General features: G+C 63.3%; 20 protein-coding genes, 1 tRNA gene and 1 other RNA gene. 9 read left to right on the top strand and 13 right to left on the bottom strand.

Annotation, left to right across the window (positions count from 1 at the left end; translation table 11 throughout):
* Positions 1-103: 103 nt before the first annotated feature.
* From ACTODO_RS07675 to aspA, 3 genes are all read left to right on the top strand, one after another.
* On the top strand, positions 104-607 hold the full coding sequence (locus ACTODO_RS07675) for a DUF3145 domain-containing protein (protein WP_003792798.1): 504 nt from the start codon (positions 104-106) through the stop codon (positions 605-607).
* Positions 607-978, top strand: a complete 372-nt coding sequence (locus ACTODO_RS07670; protein ID WP_003792796.1) for an acyl carrier protein — start codon at positions 607-609, stop codon at positions 976-978. Before ACTODO_RS07675 ends, ACTODO_RS07670 begins: the two co-directional genes overlap by 1 nt.
* Before the next feature lie 135 nt (positions 979-1,113).
* Positions 1,114-2,526: an aspartate ammonia-lyase gene (gene aspA / locus ACTODO_RS07665; protein WP_003792795.1), complete on the top strand. Its 1,413-nt coding sequence runs from the start codon at positions 1,114-1,116 to the stop codon at positions 2,524-2,526.
* Positions 2,527-2,597: 71 nt separating this feature from the next.
* On the opposite strand, the gene ACTODO_RS07660 is transcribed toward aspA, so the two are convergent.
* On the bottom strand, positions 2,598-3,167 hold the full coding sequence (locus ACTODO_RS07660; protein ID WP_003792794.1) for a flavin reductase: 570 nt from the start codon (positions 3,165-3,167) through the stop codon (positions 2,598-2,600).
* A 150-nt stretch (positions 3,168-3,317) separates the two neighbouring features.
* Positions 3,318-6,062 carry a pyruvate dehydrogenase (acetyl-transferring), homodimeric type gene (gene aceE / locus ACTODO_RS07655; protein WP_003792793.1) on the bottom strand — a complete coding sequence of 915 codons (2,745 nt, stop codon included), beginning with the start codon at positions 6,060-6,062 and terminating at the stop codon, positions 3,318-3,320.
* A 323-nt stretch (positions 6,063-6,385) separates the two neighbouring features.
* Between aceE and ACTODO_RS07650 the strand changes: the two genes are divergently transcribed.
* Both ACTODO_RS07650 and ACTODO_RS07645 read left to right on the top strand, forming a co-directional pair.
* Complete coding sequence (locus tag ACTODO_RS07650; protein ID WP_003792792.1) at positions 6,386-6,787, top strand: DUF3052 domain-containing protein; 402 nt, start codon at positions 6,386-6,388, stop codon at positions 6,785-6,787.
* 102 nt (positions 6,788-6,889) lie between these two features.
* Positions 6,890-6,963, top strand: a tRNA-Val gene (locus ACTODO_RS07645).
* A gap of 173 nt (positions 6,964-7,136) precedes the next feature.
* Here ACTODO_RS07645 and ACTODO_RS10805 read toward each other — a convergent pair.
* The 6 genes from ACTODO_RS10805 to lipB all read right to left on the bottom strand — a co-directional run bounded on the left by ACTODO_RS10805 (position 7,137) and on the right by lipB (position 15,069).
* The gene (locus ACTODO_RS10805) at positions 7,137-9,812 is read right to left on the bottom strand and encodes a tetratricopeptide repeat protein (protein ID WP_131332791.1); all 2,676 of its coding nucleotides are present in this window, start codon (positions 9,810-9,812) and stop codon (positions 7,137-7,139) included.
* A 218-nt stretch (positions 9,813-10,030) separates the two neighbouring features.
* Positions 10,031-10,225 carry a hypothetical protein gene (locus ACTODO_RS07635; protein WP_003792790.1) on the bottom strand — a complete coding sequence of 65 codons (195 nt, stop codon included), beginning with the start codon at positions 10,223-10,225 and terminating at the stop codon, positions 10,031-10,033.
* 168 nt (positions 10,226-10,393) lie between these two features.
* Positions 10,394-11,761, bottom strand: a complete 1,368-nt coding sequence (locus ACTODO_RS07630) for an NAD(P)/FAD-dependent oxidoreductase (RefSeq protein WP_003792787.1) — start codon at positions 11,759-11,761, stop codon at positions 10,394-10,396.
* Positions 11,762-11,849: 88 nt separating this feature from the next.
* Positions 11,850-13,334, bottom strand: coding sequence for a class I adenylate-forming enzyme family protein (locus ACTODO_RS07625; protein WP_003792786.1), 1,485 nt, complete (start codon positions 13,332-13,334; stop codon positions 11,850-11,852).
* Positions 13,331-14,395, bottom strand: coding sequence for a lipoyl synthase (gene lipA / locus ACTODO_RS07620; protein WP_003792785.1), 1,065 nt, complete (start codon positions 14,393-14,395; stop codon positions 13,331-13,333). The genes ACTODO_RS07625 and lipA overlap by 4 nt, the downstream gene beginning before the upstream one ends.
* Complete coding sequence (lipB, locus tag ACTODO_RS07615) at positions 14,392-15,069, bottom strand: lipoyl(octanoyl) transferase LipB (RefSeq protein ID WP_003792784.1); 678 nt, start codon at positions 15,067-15,069, stop codon at positions 14,392-14,394. The genes lipA and lipB overlap by 4 nt, the downstream gene beginning before the upstream one ends.
* 84 nt (positions 15,070-15,153) lie before the next feature.
* Here lipB and ACTODO_RS07610 point away from each other — a divergent pair, with 84 nt between their 5' ends.
* Together ACTODO_RS07610 and ACTODO_RS07605 are read left to right on the top strand one after the other, a co-directional pair.
* Positions 15,154-16,032, top strand: a complete 879-nt coding sequence (locus ACTODO_RS07610) for a Nif3-like dinuclear metal center hexameric protein (protein ID WP_003792783.1) — start codon at positions 15,154-15,156, stop codon at positions 16,030-16,032.
* Positions 16,029-16,772, top strand: coding sequence for a zinc ribbon domain-containing protein (locus tag ACTODO_RS07605; RefSeq protein ID WP_003792782.1), 744 nt, complete (start codon positions 16,029-16,031; stop codon positions 16,770-16,772). The genes ACTODO_RS07610 and ACTODO_RS07605 overlap by 4 nt, the downstream gene beginning before the upstream one ends.
* A 3-nt stretch (positions 16,773-16,775) precedes the next feature.
* Here ACTODO_RS07605 and ACTODO_RS07600 read toward each other — a convergent pair whose 3' ends face one another.
* Together ACTODO_RS07600 and ACTODO_RS07595 are read right to left on the bottom strand one after the other, a co-directional pair.
* Positions 16,776-18,113, bottom strand: coding sequence for an alpha-L-fucosidase (locus tag ACTODO_RS07600; RefSeq protein WP_003792781.1), 1,338 nt, complete (start codon positions 18,111-18,113; stop codon positions 16,776-16,778).
* Positions 18,114-18,192: 79 nt separating this feature from the next.
* Positions 18,193-19,005 carry a YaaA family protein gene (locus ACTODO_RS07595; RefSeq protein ID WP_003792780.1) on the bottom strand — a complete coding sequence of 271 codons (813 nt, stop codon included), beginning with the start codon at positions 19,003-19,005 and terminating at the stop codon, positions 18,193-18,195.
* Positions 19,006-19,057: 52 nt separating this feature from the next.
* Here ACTODO_RS07595 and rnpB point away from each other — a divergent pair.
* An RNA gene (rnpB, locus tag ACTODO_RS10340) (RNase P RNA component class A) lies at positions 19,058-19,421 on the top strand.
* 52 nt (positions 19,422-19,473) lie between these two features.
* On the opposite strand, the gene ppgK is transcribed toward rnpB, so the two are convergent.
* The 3 genes from ppgK to panB all read right to left on the bottom strand — a co-directional run bounded on the left by ppgK (position 19,474) and on the right by panB (position 22,137).
* Positions 19,474-20,226, bottom strand: a complete 753-nt coding sequence (gene ppgK, locus ACTODO_RS07590; RefSeq protein WP_003792779.1) for a polyphosphate--glucose phosphotransferase — start codon at positions 20,224-20,226, stop codon at positions 19,474-19,476.
* 138 nt (positions 20,227-20,364) lie between these two features.
* Positions 20,365-21,249 carry a type I methionyl aminopeptidase gene (gene map, locus ACTODO_RS07585; protein ID WP_208853696.1) on the bottom strand — a complete coding sequence of 295 codons (885 nt, stop codon included), beginning with the start codon at positions 21,247-21,249 and terminating at the stop codon, positions 20,365-20,367.
* A 27-nt stretch (positions 21,250-21,276) separates the two neighbouring features.
* On the bottom strand, positions 21,277-22,137 hold the full coding sequence (panB, locus tag ACTODO_RS07580) for a 3-methyl-2-oxobutanoate hydroxymethyltransferase (protein ID WP_003792776.1): 861 nt from the start codon (positions 22,135-22,137) through the stop codon (positions 21,277-21,279).
* 168 nt (positions 22,138-22,305) lie between these two features.
* Between panB and pheS the strand changes: the two genes are divergently transcribed.
* Complete coding sequence (gene pheS / locus ACTODO_RS07575; protein ID WP_003792775.1) at positions 22,306-23,391, top strand: phenylalanine--tRNA ligase subunit alpha; 1,086 nt, start codon at positions 22,306-22,308, stop codon at positions 23,389-23,391.
* Position 23,392 lies beyond the last annotated feature (1 nt).

Here is a 23,392-nt window from a genome sequence, read left to right as displayed (position 1 = left end):
CCTGTAACCACATCGTGTGCGTCGTCTCGGCGCAGATCATTGCGACTCGCGGCAGTTTAGGGCGTAGGGGAAGACGATCCTGACAAAGCCACCAGGAGGAACAATGAGAGGGTCATACACCCGCGGTGTACTTTTCGTGCACTCAACACCGCCCGCTCTGTGCCCGCACATCGAGTGGGCGCTGGGTACCGCGCTCGGCCAGGAGGTGCACCTCCAGTGGTCGGACCAGGAAGCGGCGCCGGGCATGGTTCGCTGCGAGTTCTCGTGGGTCGGACCGATCGGCTCGGGCGCCCGTTTGGCGTCCGCTCTGCGCGGTTGGGAACACCTGCGTTACGAGGTGACGGAGGAGGCCACGGCCTCGAGCGACGGTGGCCGCTGGTGCCACACGCCCTCCCTCGGTATCTTCCATTCCCAGATGGACACCATTGGTAACGTCGTCGTGCCCGAGGATCGCATCCGTGCGGCCCTGGAGTCCGCCACGACGTACGAGGAGTTGCGCGAGGGTCTCGACCTGGCTCTCGGCCAGGCCTGGGATGACGAACTTGAGTCCTTCCGCCACGCCGGTGCCGGTGCGCCCGTGCGTTGGCTCAACAATCGGGTGGGCTAATGGGTTCTATTGCCGATTTGCTCGGTGACCAGCTGCGTGCAGGCTTAGCGCAGCTGGTCAACCCCGATGTGCCCGACGAGGCGCCCGACGCGGCCCCTGCCTCGTCCGAAAGTGCCGCTGAGACCGCCCAGGATCGCGCCCGCGAGGCCGCGATGGAGGCCGTGGTCGATGAGGCCGACCTCGATCCCGTAGACGCACGCGGAGAGCTCACGCTGCGCGGCGATCTGGATATGGACGACGTATCCCTCTACGCCGTCGTCGCGCGCGTGGAGCGCGAGGCGAAGGTGACGCTTAACGACTCTCAGATTGAGAAGTGGGTGACGCTCGCGGACCTGCTTGACGCCGTTTCTGACGCCGCGTCCAATCACTAGCGAAAAACCTTGCCAGCGGAGCTTCAATGACGTTTCCAATGTTCGTAAAGTGCCGGAATTTCGGGCCTACAGGGCCTACTATGGAGGCGCACCTGCCGGAATGAACCGGCCGGCGAACAGACGGAAGGAACAACGTTGACCCGCACCGAAGAAGATCTGCTCGGCACCCGCGAAGTACCCAAGGACGCGTACTGGGGCATTCATACGCTGCGAGCAATCGAGAACTATCAGATCTCGGGTCGCACGATCAATGAAGCACCCGAACTCATCCGCGCGTTCGCGCAGGTGAAGAAGGCGTGCGCCTTGGCGAACATGCAGCTCAAGGCGATGAAGCCGGCCAAGGCCGAGGCAATTATCGCCGCCTGCGATGAGATCGTCGAAAACGGCCGCTGCATGGACCAGTTCCCCGTCGACCAGTTCCAGGGCGGTGCCGGTACCTCCGTCAACATGAACGCGAACGAGGTTATCGCGAACCTGGCGCTCGAGATCCTGGGGGAGGAGAAGGGCCGCTACGACATCATCAACCCCAACGATCACGTCAACCGCTCCCAGTCGACGAACGACGCGTACCCGACGGCGTTCCGTATCGCCCTGTGGCGCAAGGTGAACCGCCTGCGCAAGGCGATCGATGAACTCGCCGATGCTTTTGATGAGAAGGGCGCCGAGTTCCGCCACATTCTGACGATGGGCCGCACGCAGCTGCAGGACGCCGTCCCGATGTCCCTGGGTAGCGAGTTTTCCGCCTTCGCGCACACGCTGCGCGAGGAGGATGAGCGCCTCGTCAACAACGCTGAACTGCTCCTGGAGACTAACCTCGGCGCGACTGCGATCGGCACCGGCCTAAACACTCCGGACGGCTACCAGCAGGTCGTCGTGCGCCACCTGCGCCGCATCACGGGGGCGCGCGTCGTCGGCTCCCCGAACCTCCTCGAAGCCACGTCGGATACGGGCGCCTACGTGTCCATGCACGCCACGATTAAGCGCAGCGCCGTCAAGCTGTCCAAGGTCTGCAACGACCTGCGTCTGCTGGCTTCCGGCCCGCGTGCCGGCCTCAACGAGATCAACCTGCCGAAGATGGCCGCAGGCTCGTCGATCATGCCCGCCAAGGTCAACCCCGTCATCCCCGAGGTTGTTAACCAGGTGTGCTTCAAGGTCATCGGCAACGACCAGACCGTTACCATGGCCGCCGAGGCCGGTCAGCTCCAGCTCAATGTCATGGAGCCCGTCATCGCACAGGCGCTCATCGAGTCCATCAACCTGCTCGTCAACGCATGCGATACGCTGCGTGAACGCTGCATCACTGGCATCACTGCGAACGCCGAGGTCTGCCGCGGCTACGTCGAAAACTCGATCGGCATCGTCACGTACTTCAACGACGTCATCGGCCACCATCTGGGCGATGTAGTGGGTAAGCGCGCCGCGGCGGAGGGCAAGACCGTTCGCGAAGTCATCCACGACATGGAGCTCCTCTCGGAGGAAGAGGTCGAGCGCATCCTCTCGCCGGACAACCTCGCGAACCCGAAGTACGCGGGTACAGAGGAAGACTGAGCGACTCATTTTATAGACGAGGCCGGGGACCCCACGTGGGGATCCCCGGCCTTCATTGTGCGCTGGCGTCGCTAGGGGAGGAGAGACTCCTTGAAGGAGCGCACGAAAGTGCCAAAACGCTCCACCCTGTCCGAGAAGTAACGGTAGATGCGCCTGCGAGAGTCGCCCACGTATTCGACGGTGCGCAGCTCCTCGTAGCGGAAGCGGCCGTGACCATCGATCAGTGCGGAGTCGACCAGGCGCTGAGTGATCGCGCAGCGGAAGTGTGTGTAAATGCCGTCATCCGTGGCCTCCAGGACACGGCACAGCAGGCTCATCTGGGAGCCGTCGAGCACGGGGATGCCGTCGTGATCGCTCGAAGGCACGTGCGCGTCGCGGAGCTTGTGACCGCCGGAAACTGTTCCCGCGTACTCGAAAAGACCCATGGCTTCGGCACCGAACAGATTGAGGGAGCATACGCCAGAGCGCTTGATCGCGCGGGCAGCATGCGTCGTTGAGTCGCAGCCGATCATGACCATCTGCCCCAGCGAGTATGACGACGAACCCGTCGTGATGCCGACGCCGACGGCCTCGTCCGGGTAGGCCAGGATGTAGACGGGAAAGCCGTAGTAGAACTTCTCGGTTTCGTAGGGAACGTGCATGGGTCTATTGTCTGCCGGATAGGGCGGGCAGGCAGTGCCGATCCCATTGCTTGGCGCAAACGTCGAGGCCGGGGACCCCGCGTGGGGATCCCCGGCCTCGTTCTCATGACCGCTGGGCACCGCGATGGAGGAGCGCGGGCCTAGCGACGATCACTCCTCGCCAGCATGGTCGTTGCCCTGGATCGAGTAGTTGAACAGGTCGTACTTCTCGATCGCCTGCTGGACGACGGACGGGTCAACCTGACCCTTGTCGGCCAGGGCAGCCAGTGTGCGCACGACCATCGACTCGGCGTCGATGTGGTACCAACGACGGGCCGCGCGACGGGTGTCGGAGAAGCCGAAGCCATCCGCGCCGAGCACGTGGTAGTCACCGGGGATCCACTGACGGATCTGGTCGGGCAGCATGCGGTCGAAGTCGGAGGAAGCCACAAACGGACCCTCGCGACCCGCGAGCTTCGTCGACACGTAGGGCGTGCGGCGGGGCTCGGACGGGTGCAGGAAGTTGTGCTCCTCAGCATCCAGGCCATCACGACGCAGCTCGTTCCACGAGGTCACGGACCACACGGCGGCATCCACGCCCCAGTCGCGGGCCAGCAGCTCGCGAGCCTCGCGCGCCCACGGCACGCCCACGCCGGAGGCGAGCAGCTGAGCCTTGGGACCACCGAAGTTCTGGTGCTCATCGACGTTGTAGATACCCTTGATGATGCCCTCGACGTCGACGTTCTCCGGCTCCGCAGGCTGATGAATCGGCTCGTTGTAGACGGTGATGTAGTACATGACGTTCGGATCGCGGCCGTCCGCGTCGCCGTACATACGCTGCAGGCCATCCGCCATGATGTGGCGGATCTCGTACGCGTAGGCCGGATCGTAGGAGACGAACGCGTGGTTCGTGGCAGCCAGGACCTGAGAGTGGCCGTCCATGTGCTGCAGGCCCTCGCCTGCGAGCGTCGTGCGGCCGGCGGTCGCGCCGATGACGAAGCCCTTGGTCAGCTGGTCGCCCGCGGCCCAGAACTGGTCGCCGGTGCGCTGGAAGCCGAACATCGAGTAGAAGATGTAGATCGGCACCATCGGCAGGTCGTGCGTGGCGTACGCCGTGCCGACGACCTGGAACGCGGCGGAGGAGCCGGCCTCGGTGATGCCCGTGTGCAGGATGCGGCCCTGCTCGGACTCACGGTAGGACAGCATCATGTCCGCATCGACGGGCGTGTAGGACTGGCCGGTCGTGTTGAAGATCTTCGCCGACGGGAAGATCGCGTCCAGACCGAAGGTACGGGCCTCGTCGGGGATGATCGGCACGAAGTACTTGCCGACCTCCTTGTCCTTGAGCAGGTCCTTGATGAGGCGTACGAGAGCCATGGTCGTGGCGACCTCGAGCTTGCCGGAACCCTTCGAGAGCGCCTCGAAGGGACGCGTGGGCAGGGCGGGAAGCTTCGGCTGACGGTCGGCGCGGCGCTCGGGCACCCAACCGCCGAGGATTTCGCGGCGCTCCTTCATGTACTGCAGGGCCGGGTGATCGGCTGGCGGCATGTAGTACGGCGGCATGTAGGGATCGCGCTCGAGCTCCTCGTCCGTGATCGGGATCTGGAGGCGATCGCGCAGCTGCTTGGCGTCCTCGAGGGTCAGCTTCTTCATCTGGTGCGTCGAGTTACGGCCGGCGAAGTGCGAGCCGAGGGCGTAGCCCTTAATCGTGTGCGCGAGGATGACGGTCGGCTGGCCGGTGTGGTCCATGGCTGCCTTGTAGGCTGCGTAGACCTTGCGGTAGTCGTGGCCGCCGCGCTTGAGCTCCCAGAGCTGCTCGTCGGTCCAGTTCTTGACCATTTCCTTGGTGCGCGGGTCGCGGCCGAAGAAGTGCTCACGCACGTAGGCGCCGTCGTTCGCGCGGAAGGTCTGGTAGTCGCCATCCAGGGTCTCGTTCATGACGTGGACGAGGGCGTCGTCCTTGTCGGCGGCGAGCAGCTGGTCCCACCCGCGGCCCCAGATGACCTTGATGACGTTCCAGCCGGCGCCCTTGAAGAAGGCCTCGAGCTCCTGGATGATCTTGCCGTTACCGCGCACAGGGCCGTCGAGACGCTGCAGGTTGCAGTTGATGACGAAGGTCAGGTTGTCCAGGCGCTGCTGAGCGGCGAGCTGGAGCATGCCGCGGGACTCGGGCTCGTCCATCTCACCGTCGCCAATGAAGGCCCATGTGTGCTGCTGTGACGTGTCCTTGATGCCGTTCATGTGCAGGTAGCGGTCGAACCAGGCCTGGTAGATGGCCTCGGCGGGACCCAGGCCGAGCGAGACCGTGGGGAACTCCCAGAAGTGCTCAAGCTGGCGCGGGTGCGGGTACGAGGGCAGGCCGTGCTCCGTGGAGACCTGCTGACGGAAGCCGTCCATCTGCTCTTCGGAGAGACGACCCTCGAGGAAGGCACGGGCGTAGGGGCCGGGGGAGGCGTGTCCCTGGAAGAACACGTGGTCGCCGCCGCCGGGGTGGTCCTTGCCGCGGAAGAAGTGGTTGAGGCCGACCTCGTAGAGGGTGGCAACCGAGGCGTAGGAAGAGATGTGTCCGCCCACCTTGACGCCGGGGCGTTGAGCGCGCGTCACCTGGACGGCGGCGTTCCAGCGGATCCAGCGGCGGTATTCGCGCTCCATGGCTTCGTCGCCGGGGAAGTACGGCTCCTGGTCAACGGGGATGGTGTTGACGTAGGGGGTCGTGTACTCCTGGGGGAGCTGAACGCCGTTGCGGCGCGCTTCTTCCAGCATGTGCAGCAGGATGTAGCGTGCGCGGGGACCGCCCTTTTCGTTGATGAGCCCGGACAGGGACTCAACCCATTCGGCGGTCTCCTGGGGATCGTTGTCGGGAACCTGAGGAATCAGGCCGTTAACGACGGGGTGGGACTCGTGGAGTTGGCTCACGGTGTACCTTCTCGCTTGACTCGGTGCTGCTTGCGCAGCGTGCGTGAGCGGTGTCCTCTGGCGACACCGCACATATCAGGACCATTGTCCCACTGTTGGGGTGGCTTTGCGAGTGTTTGCCTTGGATAAGTACTATGACGTGCGTATCACCGGACTGCGGTCGCCTACAGTCGGGTAATTGCCCAGCTTTGGCGGGGGAGTGCTCGCGGGGGTCTTTCATTGTGGTCCATCCCTTGCATTCCAGTAGCTCCAATGCCCTAGGATGAAGGCGTGAACGTTGATATGACACTGAGCGCCAGCTCGTTGATGGGCGGTGCTGCGTGATGGCAGTGAGCCTGGGTTTTGCGTCCGATGCGATCGTGCAGGAGTTCTACGTCGATGACGACGTCGATCAGGCCGTGCGCGATGCGATTGAAGAGGAGACGGGACATCCGCTCGTTGACGTCGATTACGCGGACGTCGTGGACGGCGCGATCGTCTGGTGGCGCGCGGACGACGCCGAGGAAGAGGACCTCGCGGACGTGCTCGTGGACGCGATGTCGAACCTGGATGACGGTGGGCTGATCTGGGTGCTGATCCCCAAGGCGGGGCGCCCCAATTCGGTGCGCGTGGGTGACGTGGAGGAGGCCGCTGAGATCGCTGGCCTGCACGCGACGACCTCCACGGCGCTGGGGCAGAACTGGGCGGGCGTGCGCCTGACGGCCCGTCCGCGTTCGCGCCGCTAGTTTTTTCGACGAGGCCTGGGTGGGCCAGCGCAGTTCTGTGCTGTGACGCTCGGCCTCGGACGTGACCGTACCCGTCGCTTCTGGTAGATTGGCGCGTGCGTGGGGCCTTTAGCTCAGTTGGCTAGAGCGTCTGGTTTACACCCAGAAGGTCATCGGTTCGAGCCCGGTAGGGCCCACAAACGGCGAGGGGCCGGAAGCGAAAGCTTCCGGCCCCGCCGTCATCTAGCGTCACTGTTATCTAGCGGGAGTCTGGTGGTGGACTTCTACGCCATACTCCTCGACGATGCTCGACAGGCACCACATCGTTGCACCTATTGGAGGAGCCTTTGTTAGAGCTTCGAGACTTCAACTAGGTATTATCTTGAAATGGCTCGAGTTTGTTCGCAAGAGTGTTGAGTTGACTCTGTAAGAGGTCTTGTTTATCTAAAGCAATGGAAAGTTCGTAGCGGCCATCGGAGCTACCTCGAGCTTCGGCGTCTTTGTCTCTCCATAATTGACTGCGCGCCTCCTTGGGTAGTGTGATTGCGCTCTCAAACTTGCAGGTGAATCGCATGCAGTTGTTGTTCGTCTGCGCAGTGTTAAGTTCTTCCTCACCTTTTCGTTTCATCTCTTGTACTTTTGTGAAAGCTGATATTGACTCATCGATCTTGCCGGTCCGAAGACATATTTCGGACAGCTTTCTGTAGAGAACTGCAAGAGGCGTGTAATGTCGGTGAGCTTCGCTCTCAAGACTAATGATGAACATATTAAGCAACTTTGTTGCCGTATCGTTCATGCCTGCACATTCTAGAAGTTCCACTACCTGTTCTTGCGCGTCTAACACGTATGGGTGTGAAGAGCCCAGAGAACTGTATTGCTGCTGAAGAACCTTGGAGAGACGCCTTATGCCTTCTATGTAGTAATTCTTGAACATCAGCTGTTCCACAAGAATAGTTGTTGCAATCAGAAACTCAGGGGTTTCGGCGCACTGCGTGCCTTCTGCGCAGTCCAGGGTGTTCTTGAGACGTTCAATGTCCTTGTAGTCGTAGAAGTCATCACTCGGTACGCACAGTGCTATACCGAGTGCTGCTCGAAACACCTCCTGTTCGTTGCTTTGGTGGTAGTCTGCTAAGATACTTTGTGCCTCCCTGTAGTGGACAATCGCTTCGTCGGGTTGCTCCATTAGGAAGTATGCGTGTGCAAGATCCATCTCGTAGGCGGCAGTTGCCGGCGTTTTGGTCGAGACGTGACTCAGCGTGTCTTCGAATAATGTGAGCGCCTCGTTGAATCTTCCCGCAAAAAGGAAGTCTTTTGCTAGGTCATTTTGGTATGCATAGTAGTGCTCGTCGGAGCTGGATGCTTCGTCGCGTATGTGCGAGTGTAGCTCAATTGCCTGCTGGGCGTATCCAACCGACCTGAGACAGTTTCCGAGGAGGTCGGCAAACGCTAGGCGGTCGCTGCGGTGTAGGTGAGCGACGCTGAATGTGTCCTGCAGAGTTTGCAAACGTAATGCGACGTCAAAGGTGTCGAGTCGGTAGCACTGTTCGAGGCAGGTGATGGACGTTTTGAGCAAACTAGACAATGATCGCTCCGATAAAGATTGATCATAAACGCCGATTCTGAGAATGCTGTCAACTAGGTGGATTATCGAACTTCGCCTGACTTCTGCATCGTCGCATTCTTTGAGTGATCCTGCAATGTGATCTAGTATCTCGCATGCGTGGTCAATTGCGTGTTCCTGTTCGACCTTAGTCAACTTGCCGCGAATCGCTGCAGATTGGAGGCGATGGATGCTGGTGGTCTTACCATCGTTTGACTGATCGATAATCGAGGTGTCTTGCAGTACTTTGTAGGCTCTTTGTGAAGGAAGGTGATTTCTAGATTTGAGCCACTGGGTAGGTACGCCAGATTCCGCCAAATAGCATAGGGCGGCTAAGATTGTCTGAGCTTCTGTGAGGACCTGGGGATCTCTTATAGAAGAGAGTGCTGAACTTGCAGCCAACTGAAGGGATGTGATGGCACCGTTGCTGTAATGACCTCCTTCGATTGGTTCCAACAGTTCTTCAACATTAGCGTTCTGAAGGTCAGCATAATAGTCATGCAGGTTTGAATAGTATCTCGAGCACGTTGCCGCCGCTTGAGCTATAGCAAGTGGAAGATCGCCAAGATGCGAGGCGAGCTTATCCGCTATTGTTTGATCTGTATCTCTCGTCACGCTCAAAAGGTGTGTCACTGACTCGTCGCGCGAAAAGTTGCCGAGTGTGAAGACATTCCAATCTTCTTGATTAGACCACCCGCTATTACGCCGCGTAGTGACAAGGATGTGAACCCCAGGCCCGTCCGGCAAAACGCCTTCGAGATAGTCGACACCTTCCGCGTTGTCATAAACGAACAGACATTTGTTCTTGCTGACGTTTCGGAAAGTTGCTAATACTTGTTCACCCCTGAGTCTTATCTCTCGCTGGGTGTTTGTCTGTACTCCCAGAACTGACTCGCCCAGCGCGATCAATCCGCTTTCGATGGTGCTGCGAGTTGATGCGTCAATCCAGGCGACGAGCGACCAACCATCGGATTCACACCTGTTCGCGATGGAGGCGGCGAGGGAAGTCTTTCCGCTACCCGCGCGAGCAACTAGTACGCTGTGTGAACCACGTTGGGATGACGGAGAGTTGAAGAATACGTCCTGTAGGGTCGTCCCATTGTTGGTGGGATGGCGGTCAATCCAATGCTTCAGCCTAGCTGGGCGACTTCCCCAGACTCTGTTGTTCAATGTTACTGGATGATTGTTGGGAGTTATGTCCTGGAGATCTTTGTGAATTGACGTTAGTTTGTCCTTGAGGTCTTGGTGGTGCGCAGCAGCATCTTCACGCACACTGCTGAACCCCTCATTGATCTGCTGGTGAAGACGGTCGATGCGTTCTGATAGGGCTGGAAAACAGCGCAGCAGGCTAATGAGAGCGACGCGATCAAAGCTCGGTGACCAGGGTGCGAGGGTAAGGAATTTTTCCGCGATTTGATCGAGAACAGTTTCGTAGTTGGCCTGCATATCCGTGCTTAAGCCGTCAGGAAGTGGTGCAGCTTTGCTTTTAATTCCTCATTGAAGCGCTCGGGTTGCTCTACCGCGCGGATAAGGGCGTCGTCGTCCTCTGCTAGGTCTTTAATCGTTTGGCACGCTGCATCGGATAACTGAGCTACGGCGTCCTAAATCTGCTTCCTACTCAGATCGGCCCGCTGGAGCGCGCCCTGAATGGCATCAAGTACGGATTATACTGTGCCGTTGAGTGATCGAATCATCTCAGCATTGGGGTTGCCAAGAGCATCGTTCTTAATATCGGCGAGCAAGTTGAGACACTCCTGGCTGCCGTCGATCATGTCAGCAACGCGGCCGAGCCCTGCCATCTTGACCAAGGTCTTGACGATTGTGATCGACAGATTGGCAACGTTACGGTTTGTGCTCATGGGCACAGTCTACAGAGTTGTTGCATGGCAAGTGTTGATACTCAACGAAGCATAGAAGTGGGGCCGGAAGCGATAACTTCCGGCCCCTCATCATTTGCCTGCAGTTTTGTCAGCGCGCTGTCGGTGCGCTCGACGGCACGCCAGAGCAAACCGTCAGAGCGTGGCACGTCAGTCCTCCTGCTCGTGCTCCTCGACGACCTCTTCACCGACGACGAGTTTGCCGGAGGCGCCAGCGCCGAGCTGCTCCAGGGCGAGGCGGCCCACCAGCTGCTGGTTGGTGGTCGTGCGCTGGGGGCGTGCACCGGACAGGAAGCTGAAGAACCAGCTGACCAGCGTGCCCACCTGCGACTTAAAGCCGACGATGTACAGCAGGTGCAGGAAGCACCAGGCCGCCCACGCGACGAAGCCGGTCAGCTTCGTGTTTCCCATCTTCACGACCGCCTTGAAACGCGCGATCGTCGCCATGGAGCCCTTGTCGTTGTAGACGAACTCCGTGGCCTTGGGGGTGCGCCCGGCCAGGCGAGCGGCGATCGTGTCGGCGGCGAAGCGCGCGGACTGGATCGCTCCCTGCGCGACGCCGGGGACGCCCGGGAAGGCCATCATGTCGCCGAGCACGAAGATCTCGGGGTGGCCCGGCAGCGTGAGGTCCTTGTTGACGGTGACGCGCCCCGCACGGTCCACCTCGGCGCCCGTGGCCTCGCCCAGCGCGCGGCCCAGTGGGCTCGCGGCGACGCCGGCGGCCCATACCTTGCACACGGACTCGATCCGCTCTTCCTCGCCGGACTTGTACTTGAGGGTGACGCCCTCGGAGTCCACGCCGGTGACGAAGGCGTTCATCTTCATCTCGACGCCGAGCTTAGCCAGGGCCTCTTCGGTCTTGATGCCGAGCTCCTCGCCGAACGGGGGGAGCGGGTGCTCTGCGCCGTCCACGAGGATGACGCGCGCCTTGGTCGGGTCGATGTTGCGGAACTCGCCCTTGAGCGTGTGAGAGGCGAGCTCGCGGATCTGTCCGGCCATCTCGACGCCGGTGGGACCCGCGCCCACGACGACGAAGGTCAGGAGCTTATCGACCGCAGTCGGGTCGGTCTCGATCTCGGCCAGCTCGAAGGCGCCGAAAATACGCGCGCGCAGTTCGAGGGCGTCGTCGATGGTCTTCATGCCCGGTGCAAAGACCGCGAAGTGGTCGTTGCCGAAGTAGGACTGGCCCGCACCCGCCGCGACGATGAGGGTGTCGTATTCGGTCTGCTCGTACTTGTTGTGGTTGCGCCACTTGACGACGCGCGCCTCGACGTCGATCTCCTCGACGAGGGCCTGCAAGACGGTCACGTTCTTCTGGCCGCGCAGGATCTCGCGCGTGGTGGGGGCGATGTCGCCCTCGGAGAGAATGCCCGTGGCCACCTGGTACAGCAGAGGCTGGAAGAGGTGATGCGATGTGCGGGCCAGGATGGTGATGTCGGCGTCGGCATTCTTCAGTCGACGAGCTGCCGTCAGGCCTGCGAAGCCGGAACCGATGATGACAATGCGGTGGCGGGACATAAGACTCTCCTTCAATTAAGCAAGGCTAATCTTACCTAAATATGGTGCTCGCACTTTGTGAGGTCTGGCGCATCCCGGCGCAATGTCCTCACGCGTCGAAGAGGTGTGCTGCCGCGACCGGATCGGGCTTGCCCGTCGTCGTGGTCGGGAGCGCGTCGACGACCAGGACACGACGCACCTTCTCCCACGGTGCGAGGGAATCGCGCAGGGCCTCGGACAGCGCATCGGCACTCAACGACGAGGCCTGGGCCCGGCCCAGCGCAGAAGGGACGATCAGCGCCGCGACGATCTGCCCCCAGCGCTCGTCCGGCAGTCCCACGACAAGCGCATCCGATACCTCCTTGAGGGACCGCAGGGCGCGTTCGACCGTCGGGGGAGCGACGAGCTCTCCGGCTGTGTTGATCATGCGGTGGGCGCGTCCCACCATGTGCAGCCAGCCGTCCTTGTCTTTCGTCGCCAGGTCGCCTGTACGCAGCCACTCCTCGCCGCTCACGACGCCCGGACCGCGCACCCAGATCTCGCCCATTTCATCGACGCCGGATTCGCGCTCATCGGAGGCCATGACGCGCAGGTCCACGTACGGGAAAGGAACCCCCAGCGAGCCGGCCGGCGCGAAAGAACCGGGGGTCGCGACCGTGCCGGCCCCGGAGGTCTCGGTCATGCCCCACACGTGAATGGGGGACAGGCCGACTGCGCGCATCGCCTCTGCCAGGTCCGCCGTCATCGCGTCGCCGCCGATGAGGGGACGGACCCACGACGACAGGTCGCCGCCGCCGCGCGCGTGTTGGTCTAGGAGAGCGCGGACAATCGCGGGCACGGCGAACATCATCGTGATGCCGTAGCGCTCGATCGCGTCGATGACGCCGCGCGCGTCGAAGGATCCCGGAAAACCGAGCGTGACCAGGGTTCCGCCGTGCGTCCACACGTCCATCGAGGTGCCGTTGAAACCCCCGATGTGGCTCGCGGGCGCGCACACGCCCACGACCGACGAGGTCGGAGCGTAGTCGAATCCCTCACGGAAGTTCGTCGATCCCCACCACATGACCTCGTGCGTGAGCCCGACGGGGCGAGGAATGCCCGTAGAGCCCGACGTGAACAAGATGGCGGCGAGCTCGGTCCCGCAGCGCGCGGGGGAGCGCCCGATGGGGGCAGTGCGATCCGCCCACGCCGCCAGATCCGTGAACGACGCGACCTGTGCGCCCACGTCGGTCAGCGCGGAAGTGTGGGGTGCGCAGGCCTCGTCGAGAAACACCCACGAGACGCCCACCTGCTCGCACATCGAGGCGAGCGCGCCTGAGGGCATACGCGGAGACAGGGGAACCGTGACCGCACGCAGCCACGAGGCCGCCACGTGGACGATGTAGTGCCACGGCGAGTTCGCCCCGATGACCGCGATGCGCGTTCCCTCGCCGATACCAGCAGTGTCGAAAGCTGCGGCGAGGCGGGCGACGGTGTTTGCCGCCTCGCGTACGGTCCACTCCCCGCCGGTTGCCGCGTCCACCAGGGACAGCCGCTTCGGGTGGCGGCGCGCCGCCGCGAGCAGTGCACGCGCGGGCGAATAATCGGGGATCACGAGGCCGAGGCGGCCTTCGCGGCCATCACCGCATGACGCTCCGAGCGCTCCTTCAGGCGCGCCAGGACGGAGCCGGCCTCCTGCAGCGTCGAGCCGGAGTTCTCGATGTGGCGCAGCTGCTCGGGGATCTCAAAGCCGCGGGCACGCATGCCCTTAGCCCACAGCAGGCCCGCGCGGTACGAGGAACGCACGAGGGGACCTGCCATGACGCCGGCGAAGCCCAGCTCCTCGGCCTCCGCTGCCAGCTCGACAAACTCCTCGGGGTGGACCCAGCGGTCGATCGGGTGGTGCAGGGGAGAGGGACGCAGGTACTGCGTGAGAGTCAGCAGGTCGCAGCCCGACTCGTGCAGGTCGCGCATCGCCGCGCTGATCTCCTCGCGCGTCTCGCCCATGCCCAGGATGAGGTTCGACTTGGTGACCATGCCGCCGTCGTGGGCGCGCTTGATCATCGCGAGTGAGCGATCGTAGTTGAAGGCGGGGCGAATCTTCTTGAAGATGCGCGGCACCGTCTCGAGGTTGTGCGCGAACACCTGCGGGCCGGCGTCGATCACCATGTCGATCGAGGCGTCCTGGCCGCGGAAGTCATCGACGAGGAGCTCGACGCCGGTGCCCGGGTTGAGCTCGTGGATGAGACGGCACGTTTCGGCGTACAGCCACGCGGCACCGTCGGGCAGATCGTCTCGGGTCACGCCCGTGATCGTGACGTAGCGCAGGTCGAGGTCGCGCACGGACTCGGCGATGCGACGCGGCTCGTCCTTGTCGTACTCGGTGGGGCGCCCCGTCGCGATATCGCAGAAGTCGCAGCGGCGGGTGCACAGTGCGCCGCCGAGCAGGAAGGTCGCCTCGCGGTCCTGCCAGCACTCGTAGATGTTGGGGCAGCCGGCCTCGGCACACACCGTGTGCAGGCCCTTGGCGTGCGAAAGCGAGCGCATGTCCTGGTAGTTCTCGCCGGCCTTGGCGGTCGTGCGGATCCACTCGGGTTTCTTTTCGATCGGAGTTTGCGAGTTACGCACCTCGATGCGCAGGAGCTTGCGTCCTTCAGGATCGGGCAGGGTACTCATAGCGTTGACCTCGTCGTATAGGAAACGGAAGTGGGAGTGGTCGCCAGGCACGGGGAGATGTGCTCCACCATGCGTGGGAGAAGTTCGGATGCGGCGTCGGAGACAGTTGTGTGGATGCCTTCCCACGACAGGGAGGTCACATCGGCGTCCGTGAGGCCGCAGGGGATGATGCCCTCGAAAGCGTGGACCGGGTCGATATCGACGTTCAGGGCGATGCCGTGCAGGGTCGCTCCGCGCGCTACCTTCAGGCCGATCGCACAGATCTTTCGGTCGCGGCGCCCCTCTTCGGTGAGCCACACGCCCGCGCGGCCCTCGACGCGGTGGACGGGTAGGTCCCATACCTCCCGCACGGTGTCGACCACCGAGGCCTCGACGGCGCGGATCCACTGCACGAGGTCGACGGGTTCGCGCAGGCAAACGACGGGGTAGACGACGACCTGTCCGGGGCCGTGCCACGTCGCGGAACCAGCGCGGTCGGTGCGAATCACGGGAACAGTCGTGGAAGGAATGTCCTCAGGCTTCGTGTGGCGGCCCGCCGTCCACGTGGGCGTAAATTGAGAAACGATGAGTGTGTCCTCGCCGCCGGCGAGGACCTCCTCGTGCAGGGAGCGCTGAAGCGCGTCAACCTGCGTGTAATCGACCAACCCTTGGTCGAGTAGGCTCAAAATCTGCACGTTGTGATCATAGTCGCGGGCAGGGTCCCTTGCTAGATGGGGGTCCGGTATGCTTGATCTATGCAGTCTTCGTCTCATCAGAATATGTTCGGAGTCTGCGCCTCCACCTGGACCGTTGGTGACGTCATGGCGCTCATGGAGTCGTGGTACCCGGCGGCTACGGCGCAGTCCTGGGACCGGGTTGGCCTCATTGTCGGCGACCCTGCCGCACCCGTACGGTCGATCCTTCTCGCGCTTGATCCTACGGCGGCCATCGCGGACCAGGCCGTTGCAGGTCCCTCCGGTGACGGGCAGTCTTTCGACATGGTGATCACCCACCATCCGCTGCTCCTGCGCGGCGCGTCCTTCCTGCCCGTGACCGACCCGAAGGGCGGCGTCGTCACGACTCTGATCCGCTCCGGTATCGCCCTGTTCAATGCGCACACCAACGCGGATGTCGCCTGCGACGGCGTCGCGACGGCGCTCGCCGATCTGATCGGTCTGCGCGATACCACGCCGCTGGAGCCGTGTGGCACCGACGCCGAGGGACACGAGATCGGTCTGGGGCGCGTCGGCACCGTCGACGAGACCACGCTCGGCTCCTTCGCTGACCACGTCGCATCCGTGCTGCCTGCGGGCCCCTCCGGTCTCTTTGTGGGCGGCGACGAGAACGCCACCGTGCAGCGCGTAGCCGTTCTGGGCGGCGCGGGGGATAGCGCGCTTGAGGTGGCGCGCGCCGCGGGAGTTGATGCGTATCTCACGGCGGACCTGCGCCATCACCCCGCCTCCGAGCACCTCGAGGGCGGCGCTCCCGCGCTGCTGTGCGGATCCCACTGGGCGACGGAGTCCCCGTGGCTCCCGGTGCTCGCACGAAAGCTGCGCGAGGCTGCACGCGCGGCCGATGTGGAACTTCGCGTGGAAGTCTCTACGATTGTCACCGAGCCATGGACCAGCCACCGAGTCACCCAGGGAGAACTAGCGTGAAAGCATCGCACACCGACCAGCTCGAGCTTCTCGAGCTCCAGAAGCTCGACCAGAAGGAGTCGGCGCTGCGCCACAAGCGCGATTCTCACCCCGCGCACGCGACAGTTCGCGAGTTCGCCGGCCGTGTTGCTGACCTGCAGCGCGCCGCGATCAGCCAGAGTGCCGTTATCGCGGATACGATGCGCGAGGTGACTCGCATTGAGGATGAGATCGCGAAGGTCACTGAGCGTCGGAAGCGCCAGCAGAGCCGTATCGACAACAACCAGGTGCCCCTGCGCGATATCTCGGCCATGGAACACGAGATCGCTCAGATGGACCGCCGCCTGGCCAAGCTCGAGGACGATCAGGTGGAGGCCGAGGAGCGCGTCGAGGCTGCCCGTGCGGCCCAGGACAAGATGAAGGCCGAGGCTCAGGCCATCGCCGCCGACATCGAGGCGCTCAAGGCCCAGTTCGAGGCCGACGTCGCCGATTCCGATGAGGAACTGCGTCGCGTCATCGCTGCACGTCGTGAACTCGCCGATCGTCTGCCCGCGGACCTTCTCGAGGAGTACGAGGACGCGCGCCGCCGCAACGGCGCTCTCGCCGTTATCGAGGTCCGCGATGGTAATGGCATCGGCGTCGCCGCCGACCTGACCCCGATGGAACTTGAGCGCATTCGCCTGACGCCCGCCGACGAGCTCTACCTGACCGAGGATACGGCACAGATCGTCGTGCGCACGGCGGCGAACACGCCGCGCTGAGGCTCAGGCCTCGATAATGTAGGCGTCCGCCAGGTAGAAGCCCTGCCTGGTCTTCGTGACCGTCACCCGCACCCGGGTGGCGGTCACGGGCTTTTCCAGGGTGACGATGCGGCGGTAGCCCACGCAGTGCACGCGAGCGATCTCCTGCTCACCGTCGCCGTCGACACACGCGGTCACCACGGCCTCGTCGATGCGCTGTCCCTGGGAGATGTCCTCCTCGAGGACGATCGCGCCAAGCGCGTGCGGTGCGTTAAAGCTCAGGGTCACGACGTCGCCGTCGTCCTCGCGGGACGCTTCGATGCGACGCGAACTGAAGTCCGTGATCTTCTCGCCGAGGCGTGCCAGGACGTCGACGTCGGCGTCTGCGAGGATGCCGTCGCGGTTCGGGGGCACGTTCAGGAGGAAGGTGGCATTACCGCCGACCGAGCCCTTCCAGATCGAGAACAGCTCGTCGACGGTGCGCACCTGGGAGTCCTCAACGTCGTGGTGGAACCAGCCCTTGCGCGTGGAGGTATTGACCTCGGCCGGATACCAGGCAAGAGGGCCGGGATAGTCCGCCAGCGCCTCGCGCGAGCCCAGATCTTCGTCACCGGAGGCCACCTGACGGGAAAACTCGCCGTCGTCGGCCTTCTGAGACTTCTCTGCGGTGCGCTCGGCCTCGCGCAGAGAAGCCGGAACGACCGACCACTCGTTAGCTCGAACGGACCCAGCCTCGTTGCCGCACCAACGCACATCCGGACCGCACACGGAGATGACGGCCTCGGGTGCCAGAGCGCGGACCGTGTCGTAGATGCGCTGCCAGTCGTAGACCTGCACCTTGCCGTTGGGCCCCTCGCCGCACGCGCCGTCCAGCCACACGGAGAAGACCGGGCCGTAGTGGGTGAGCAGCTCGATAAGCTGGTTGATGTAGAAGTCGTTGTAGGCCTCGCCCTGGCCGTAGGTCGGCTCTGTCATGTCCCAGGGGGACAGGTAAACGCCGAACTTGAGGCCGTGACGGGCGGCCGCCTCGGACACCTCGCGCACGAGGTCGCCGCGCCCGTCCTTCCACGGCGACGATTCCACGGAGTGCTTCGTGTAGGCCGACGGCCACAGGCAGAAGCCGTCGTGGTGCTTGCACGTGAGGATCACGCCGGTCATGCCGGCGCTGACGAGGGCGCGCATCCACTGATCGACATCGACGTTGCCCGGATTGAACAGGGCGGGATCCTCGTGGCCCTCGCCCCACTCGCGGTCCGTCATCGTGTTCATGCCGAAGTGGATGAACGCGTACATCTCCATCCTCTGCCACTGAAGCTGACGGTGGGTGGGGCGAATATTGGCCAGGTAGTCCTCGTTGATCATGCCTATGGTTTCCGCTTGATGGCCGATGCCTCGGCCGGTCCTGCACCCTGCAGGTTCCGGATAAAGGATAGCCTACCTATCAGTGCGTGACCAACGTTACTGTGCGTGTTGATCCGCCATTTTTCGTCTGCTTTTCGGCGCCATATTCCACGTCAGTCACGCGGTGTTCGTGTCCTTTCGCGTCACCGAGTGACAACGAGTACGCGGCCTCCTCCAGGGCCTTCTCCGCTGCCGAGGTTTCTTCGGCCAGATAGCCGTCAGAGGCTAGCAGCAGGCCGGTGATGGCGCCGCGCCAGCGCTTCGCATCGTGTGAGATGACCGAGCGCTTGCCTTCCGTCTCGCGCTCGACGCGCAGCTCCCAGACGCGCGCCCACGGTGCTTTGCACGCGGCGCGATAGGGTCCGGATCGGCCGTCGACGATGATACGCTCCGATGCCTCGGGGGACAGGGCCTCATCGAGTCGCGGTGCCCACCAGGTCGACAGGACGCCGAGGTCGGGCAGGGACACGCCCATCGCAAGGCGGTGGTCCGGAATGACGTCGCTGGGGGAGAGAACGCCAAAGAGCCCGGAGAAGATCGACACGTGCGCCGCACCTAAACCCGACCACGCGCTTGGCGCGCACTCCTCGATCGCCTCGTACAGCACTCCGGTGAATAGCGACGAGGCTGGGGCACAGGGGGCGGAATCGAGCGCGGTGTTAACGGACAGGTTGATCCTGGCGCCGACCTTCAGGATGGCTGCTGCTTCGGGGCCGTCTCCGAGAGCTGCGAGCGCGTCGCATACGGTGCGACGGCTTGTCGCAAGGCTTGCGCGGGACAGTGCGTTGAGGTCCAAAGACGGACCCTGCGAAGGCGCGTTCTTTCCCTCTGACGGGGGCAACCAGATCAGCATGGTGACCACCCTATCGCGGGGGTGGTACCACGCGCGCTATGATCGATGCGGATCTGCCGGCCGGGCGGCCGCGCGCGGAAACGCTCGAGGAACGTCCGGGCTCCACAGGGCAGGGTGGTGGCTAACAGCCACCCGGGGTAACCCGCGGGACAGTGCCACAGAAAACAAACCACCGACGCGTATGCGGCGGTAAGGGTGAAAAGGTGAGGTAAGAGCTCACCAGCGGCGCAGGTGACTGCGTCGGCTAGGTAAACCCCACCCGGAGCAAGACCGAGCAGCAGGCAGGGCGGCCCGTCCAATGCCTGCGGGTAGGTCGCTGGAGGCCGTCGGTAACGACGGTCCTAGATAGATGGTCGCCACCGCACGACCGGTAACGGCGTGCGCGACAGAACCCGGCGTACAGGCCGACAGATGCCAGAAGGACCCCGACGCGCGTCGGGGTCCTTCTGTGTGTTCGGGTGCCAGCGTTCAGGCGCTGCGCTGCGCCGCGTAGTAGGCGGCGCCGACGATACCGGCGGTGTTGAGCAGCTTCGCGGGGATCATCGGGGTCTTGAGATCCAGGAGTGGCATGAACTTCTCGTGGTTCTCAGACACGCCGCCGCCGACCACGAAGAGGTCGGGGTTGAGCAGGAACTCGACGTGGCTGTAGTAGCGCTGGAGGCGCTGTGCCCACTGCTCCCAGTTCAGGCCCTGGAGGGTCTTCTGACCCGAGGACGCGTTCTTCTCCGCGTCGGTGCCGTCGATCTCGAGGTGGCCGAGCTCGGTGTTGGTCAGGAGCGTACCGTTAACGATGATTGCTGAGCCGATACCGGTGCCCTGAGTGGTGAACACGATGACGCCGTCGCGGCCCTTGGCTGCGCCGTAGGCGACCTCGGCAATGCCCGCCGCGTCTGCGTCGTTCAGTGCAACGACGGCGCGGCCGAGGTAGCGCTCCATCAGCTCGTCGACGTTGATGTTGACCCACGACTGGTCGAGATTCGCCATGTATGGGATGACGCCGTCAAAGACGGGGGCGGGGAAGGTGACGCCGATCGGAACGCCGATCTTGACGTCGAGCTGATCAATGACCTCGCGGCACACCGCTGCGACAGCATCGGGCGTCGCGGGGGTGGGGGTGGGAATTCGAACCTGATCGCCGACGTACTCGCCGGTGTCCAGATCAACGAGCGCGCCCTTGACGCCCGATCCGCCGATATCGATGCCGCATGCGACCTGAGCCATGACCCCTCCTCGGGTAATGAAGTCCTGTTGTCCGCGGGCCCCTGAAGCCCCCGTACCTGAATTGTATGGGATGTCACGACTAATAGCGAACCCCGCCCCAGACTGTGAGAGTCAAAGGCGGGCCTCTAGGAATGAGCGTCACGGAAGCGTGAGAATCTCAGCCCCATCTTCTGTGACGACGATCGTGTGCTCGAACTGGGCGGTGCGGGAACGATCGGCGGTGACGATCGTCCAGTCGTCATCCCACTGCTCCCACTCGATCGTGCCGAGGGTGAGCATCGGCTCGATTGTGAAGACCATGCCGGGTTCCATGACCGTGTCGTAGGCCGGGGCAGCGTCGTAGTGGGGGATGATCAGGCCGGAGTGGAAGGCCTCGCCGACGCCGTGTCCGGTGTAGTCGCGCACCACGCCGTAGTCGAAACGCTTCGCGTAGGCCTCAATGACGCGACCGATGACGTTGATTTCGCGGCCCGGGCCGACGGCCTTGATGCCGCGCATCATCGCGTTCTTCGTGCGCTCGATGAGCAGATGGGATTCTTCGTCGACAGCGCCGACCTCGAACATCGCGCAGGTGTCGCCATGCACGCCGTCCTTGTAGGCGGTGATGTCGATGTTGATGATGTCGCCGTCTTCGAGTGGACGGTCATCCGGAATGCCGTGGCAAATGACCTCATTGATGGAGGTGCAGATGGACTTGGGGAAGCCCATGTATCCCAGGCACGAGGGGTAGGCGTCGTGCGCGATGATGAATTCGTGGCCGATGCGGTCGAGCTCCTCGGTGGTGACGCCCGGCGCGATGGCCGCGCCGACGGCCTCGATGGCGCCCGCCGCGATGCGTCCGGCCTCGCGAATCCTCGCGATGGTCTCGGGGCTCTTGATCTCCGAGGCGGTGACGCGCTCGGGTCCGTCGTGGAACATGTACTCGGGGCGCTCAATGTGCTCTGGCACAGCGCGCATCGGTGAGACGCGTCCCGGCTTCAGAGTGCCCAGAGGGGCGCGGTGAGCGAGTGCGGATGCTTCCATGTGTCTTCCTCTTCTCAGCGGGTGGCGTCAGTCGTTCTTGTAGTTGTCGGGTCCGGGGAAGGAGCGCTCGCGCACGGCCTTGACGTAGTCGGATGCAGCCTCGCGCAGGGCTGGTCCGAGCTGACCGAACTTGCGAACGAACGACGGCGTCCAGTCGGAGTATCCGGCCATGTCGGACCAGACGAGCACCTGGCCGTCGGTATTCGGACCTGCGCCGATACCGATGGTCGGGATGCTCAGGCTCTGGGTCAGTTCGGTGGCAATCGACGCGGGTACCATCTCGAAGACGACGGCGAAAGCACCCGCCTTCTGGACGGCCTCGGCGTCGCGGCGGAGCGCATCGGCGCCGGCTCCACGGCCCTGCATGCGAGGTCCGCCCAGAGTGTTTTCGGACTGGGGCGTGTAGCCCAGGTGGGCACATACGGGGATGCCTGCCGAGACGAGGCCCGCAATGATATGGGCGCGGCTCTGCCCGCCCTCAAGCTTCACCGCGTGTGCCCCGGCCTTCATGAGACGCGTTGCGGAGGCAAAAGCATGCTCAGCCGTGTCCTCGTACGTGCCAAAAGGTAGATCCGCCACGATCATGGCGCGCGAAGTCGAACGAGCAACGGCGGCGGTGGCGCGCTCCATGTCCTCCAGAGTGACGGGCAGCGTCGAGCTGTGGCCAAGAATCACGTTGCCGAGCGAATCACCGACGAGCAGCATATCCACGCCCGCAGCCTCGAGAATGGGAGCGGTGAGAGCGTCGTAGGCGGTGAGCATCGTGAGGGGAATGCCCTCTGCCTTGGCACGCGCGATGTGCTGGATGCGCACGCGCTGAGCGGAAAAGAGGGTTGGCGTCTGCGACGAGGCCGGGGCCCCGCCCGCCGGTTGCGTAATGTGGGACACGGAAATCCTTCGGTGAGCTGTTGGAGCGCGAGAGCGCATTCACGTCTTACAGGGTAGCGCGCCCGTGGATCCGGTGAGCTGTGAGGAGAGGCGAACGGGTAGGATGGTTGTCGGTGCGCGTGTTGCGCGCAGTAATGACCCCAGTTGGAAAGAAGAAGGAAGCAGGACATGGCTGGCAATGCCCCTGACCTTGATCCTCTTGACGAGGCAGCCGTTAACGCCGTTCGCGAGGCCGGCCTCGCCGATATTGAAGCTGCGGATTCGCTTGATGCCCTGAAGGCCGTCCGTGCGGCGCTCCTTGGTGATCAGGCTCCGCTCGTGATCGCGAATCGTACGATCGGCTCGCTGGAACCCGCGCAGCGCGGTCTCGCTGGTAAGAACCTCGGACAGGCGCGCAAGGTGCTGACCGAAGCGCTTGAGGAGCGCAAGGCCGTTCTTGCTGCTGAGCATGAGGCTCGTATGCTGGTCGAGGAGTCCGTCGACGTGACGCTGCCGACCACGCGTCGCCCGGCGGGTGCACGTCATCCCCTTGAGACCCTGATGGAAGAGGTGGCGGACTTCTTTGTGGCGATGGGTTGGGATATTGCCGAGGGGCCGGAGATCGAGCACGAGTGGTTCAACTTTGACTCCCTGAACTTCGACATCGATCACCCCGCTCGCCAGATGCAGGACACGCTCTACATCGATGGCCGTAGCGTCGGCGCCGAGACCGAGGACGGTGCTCACCTGGTGATGCGCACGCACACCTCTCCGGTTCAGTCGCACGCGATGCTGTCGCGTGGCGTGCCGCTCTACGTTGCCTGCCCCGGCAAGGTCTTCCGCTCCGATGCGCTCGACGCGACCCACACGCCGGTGTTCCACCAGGTGGAGGGCCTCGCCGTCGATAAGGGCCTGACGATGGCTCACCTGAAGGGCGTTCTCGACCACTTTGCCAAGGCCATGTTCGGTCCTGAGGCGAAGACCCGTCTGCGTCCCTCGTACTTCCCGTTCACGGAGCCCAGCGCTGAGATGGATCTCTGGTTCCCGCAGAAGAAGGGCGGCCCCGGCTGGATCGAGTGGGGCGGCTGCGGCATGGTCAACCCGAACGTGCTGCGCGCTAACGGCGTCGACCCCGAGGTCTACTCGGGTTTCGCGTTCGGCATGGGTATCGAGCGCACGCTGATGCTGCGCCACGGCATTGCCGACATGCATGACATCGTTGAGGGAGACGTTCGCTTCTCCCAGCAGTTCGGAGTGAATGGAAGGGGTAACTGAC

This window comes from Schaalia dentiphila ATCC 17982 (assembly GCF_000154225.1).
In the GTDB taxonomy this organism is placed as follows: Bacteria; Actinomycetota; Actinomycetes; order Actinomycetales; family Actinomycetaceae; genus Pauljensenia; species Pauljensenia dentiphila.
Note: the sequence above shows the minus strand (reverse complement) of the source record. Positions and strands in the feature narration are given on the sequence as shown.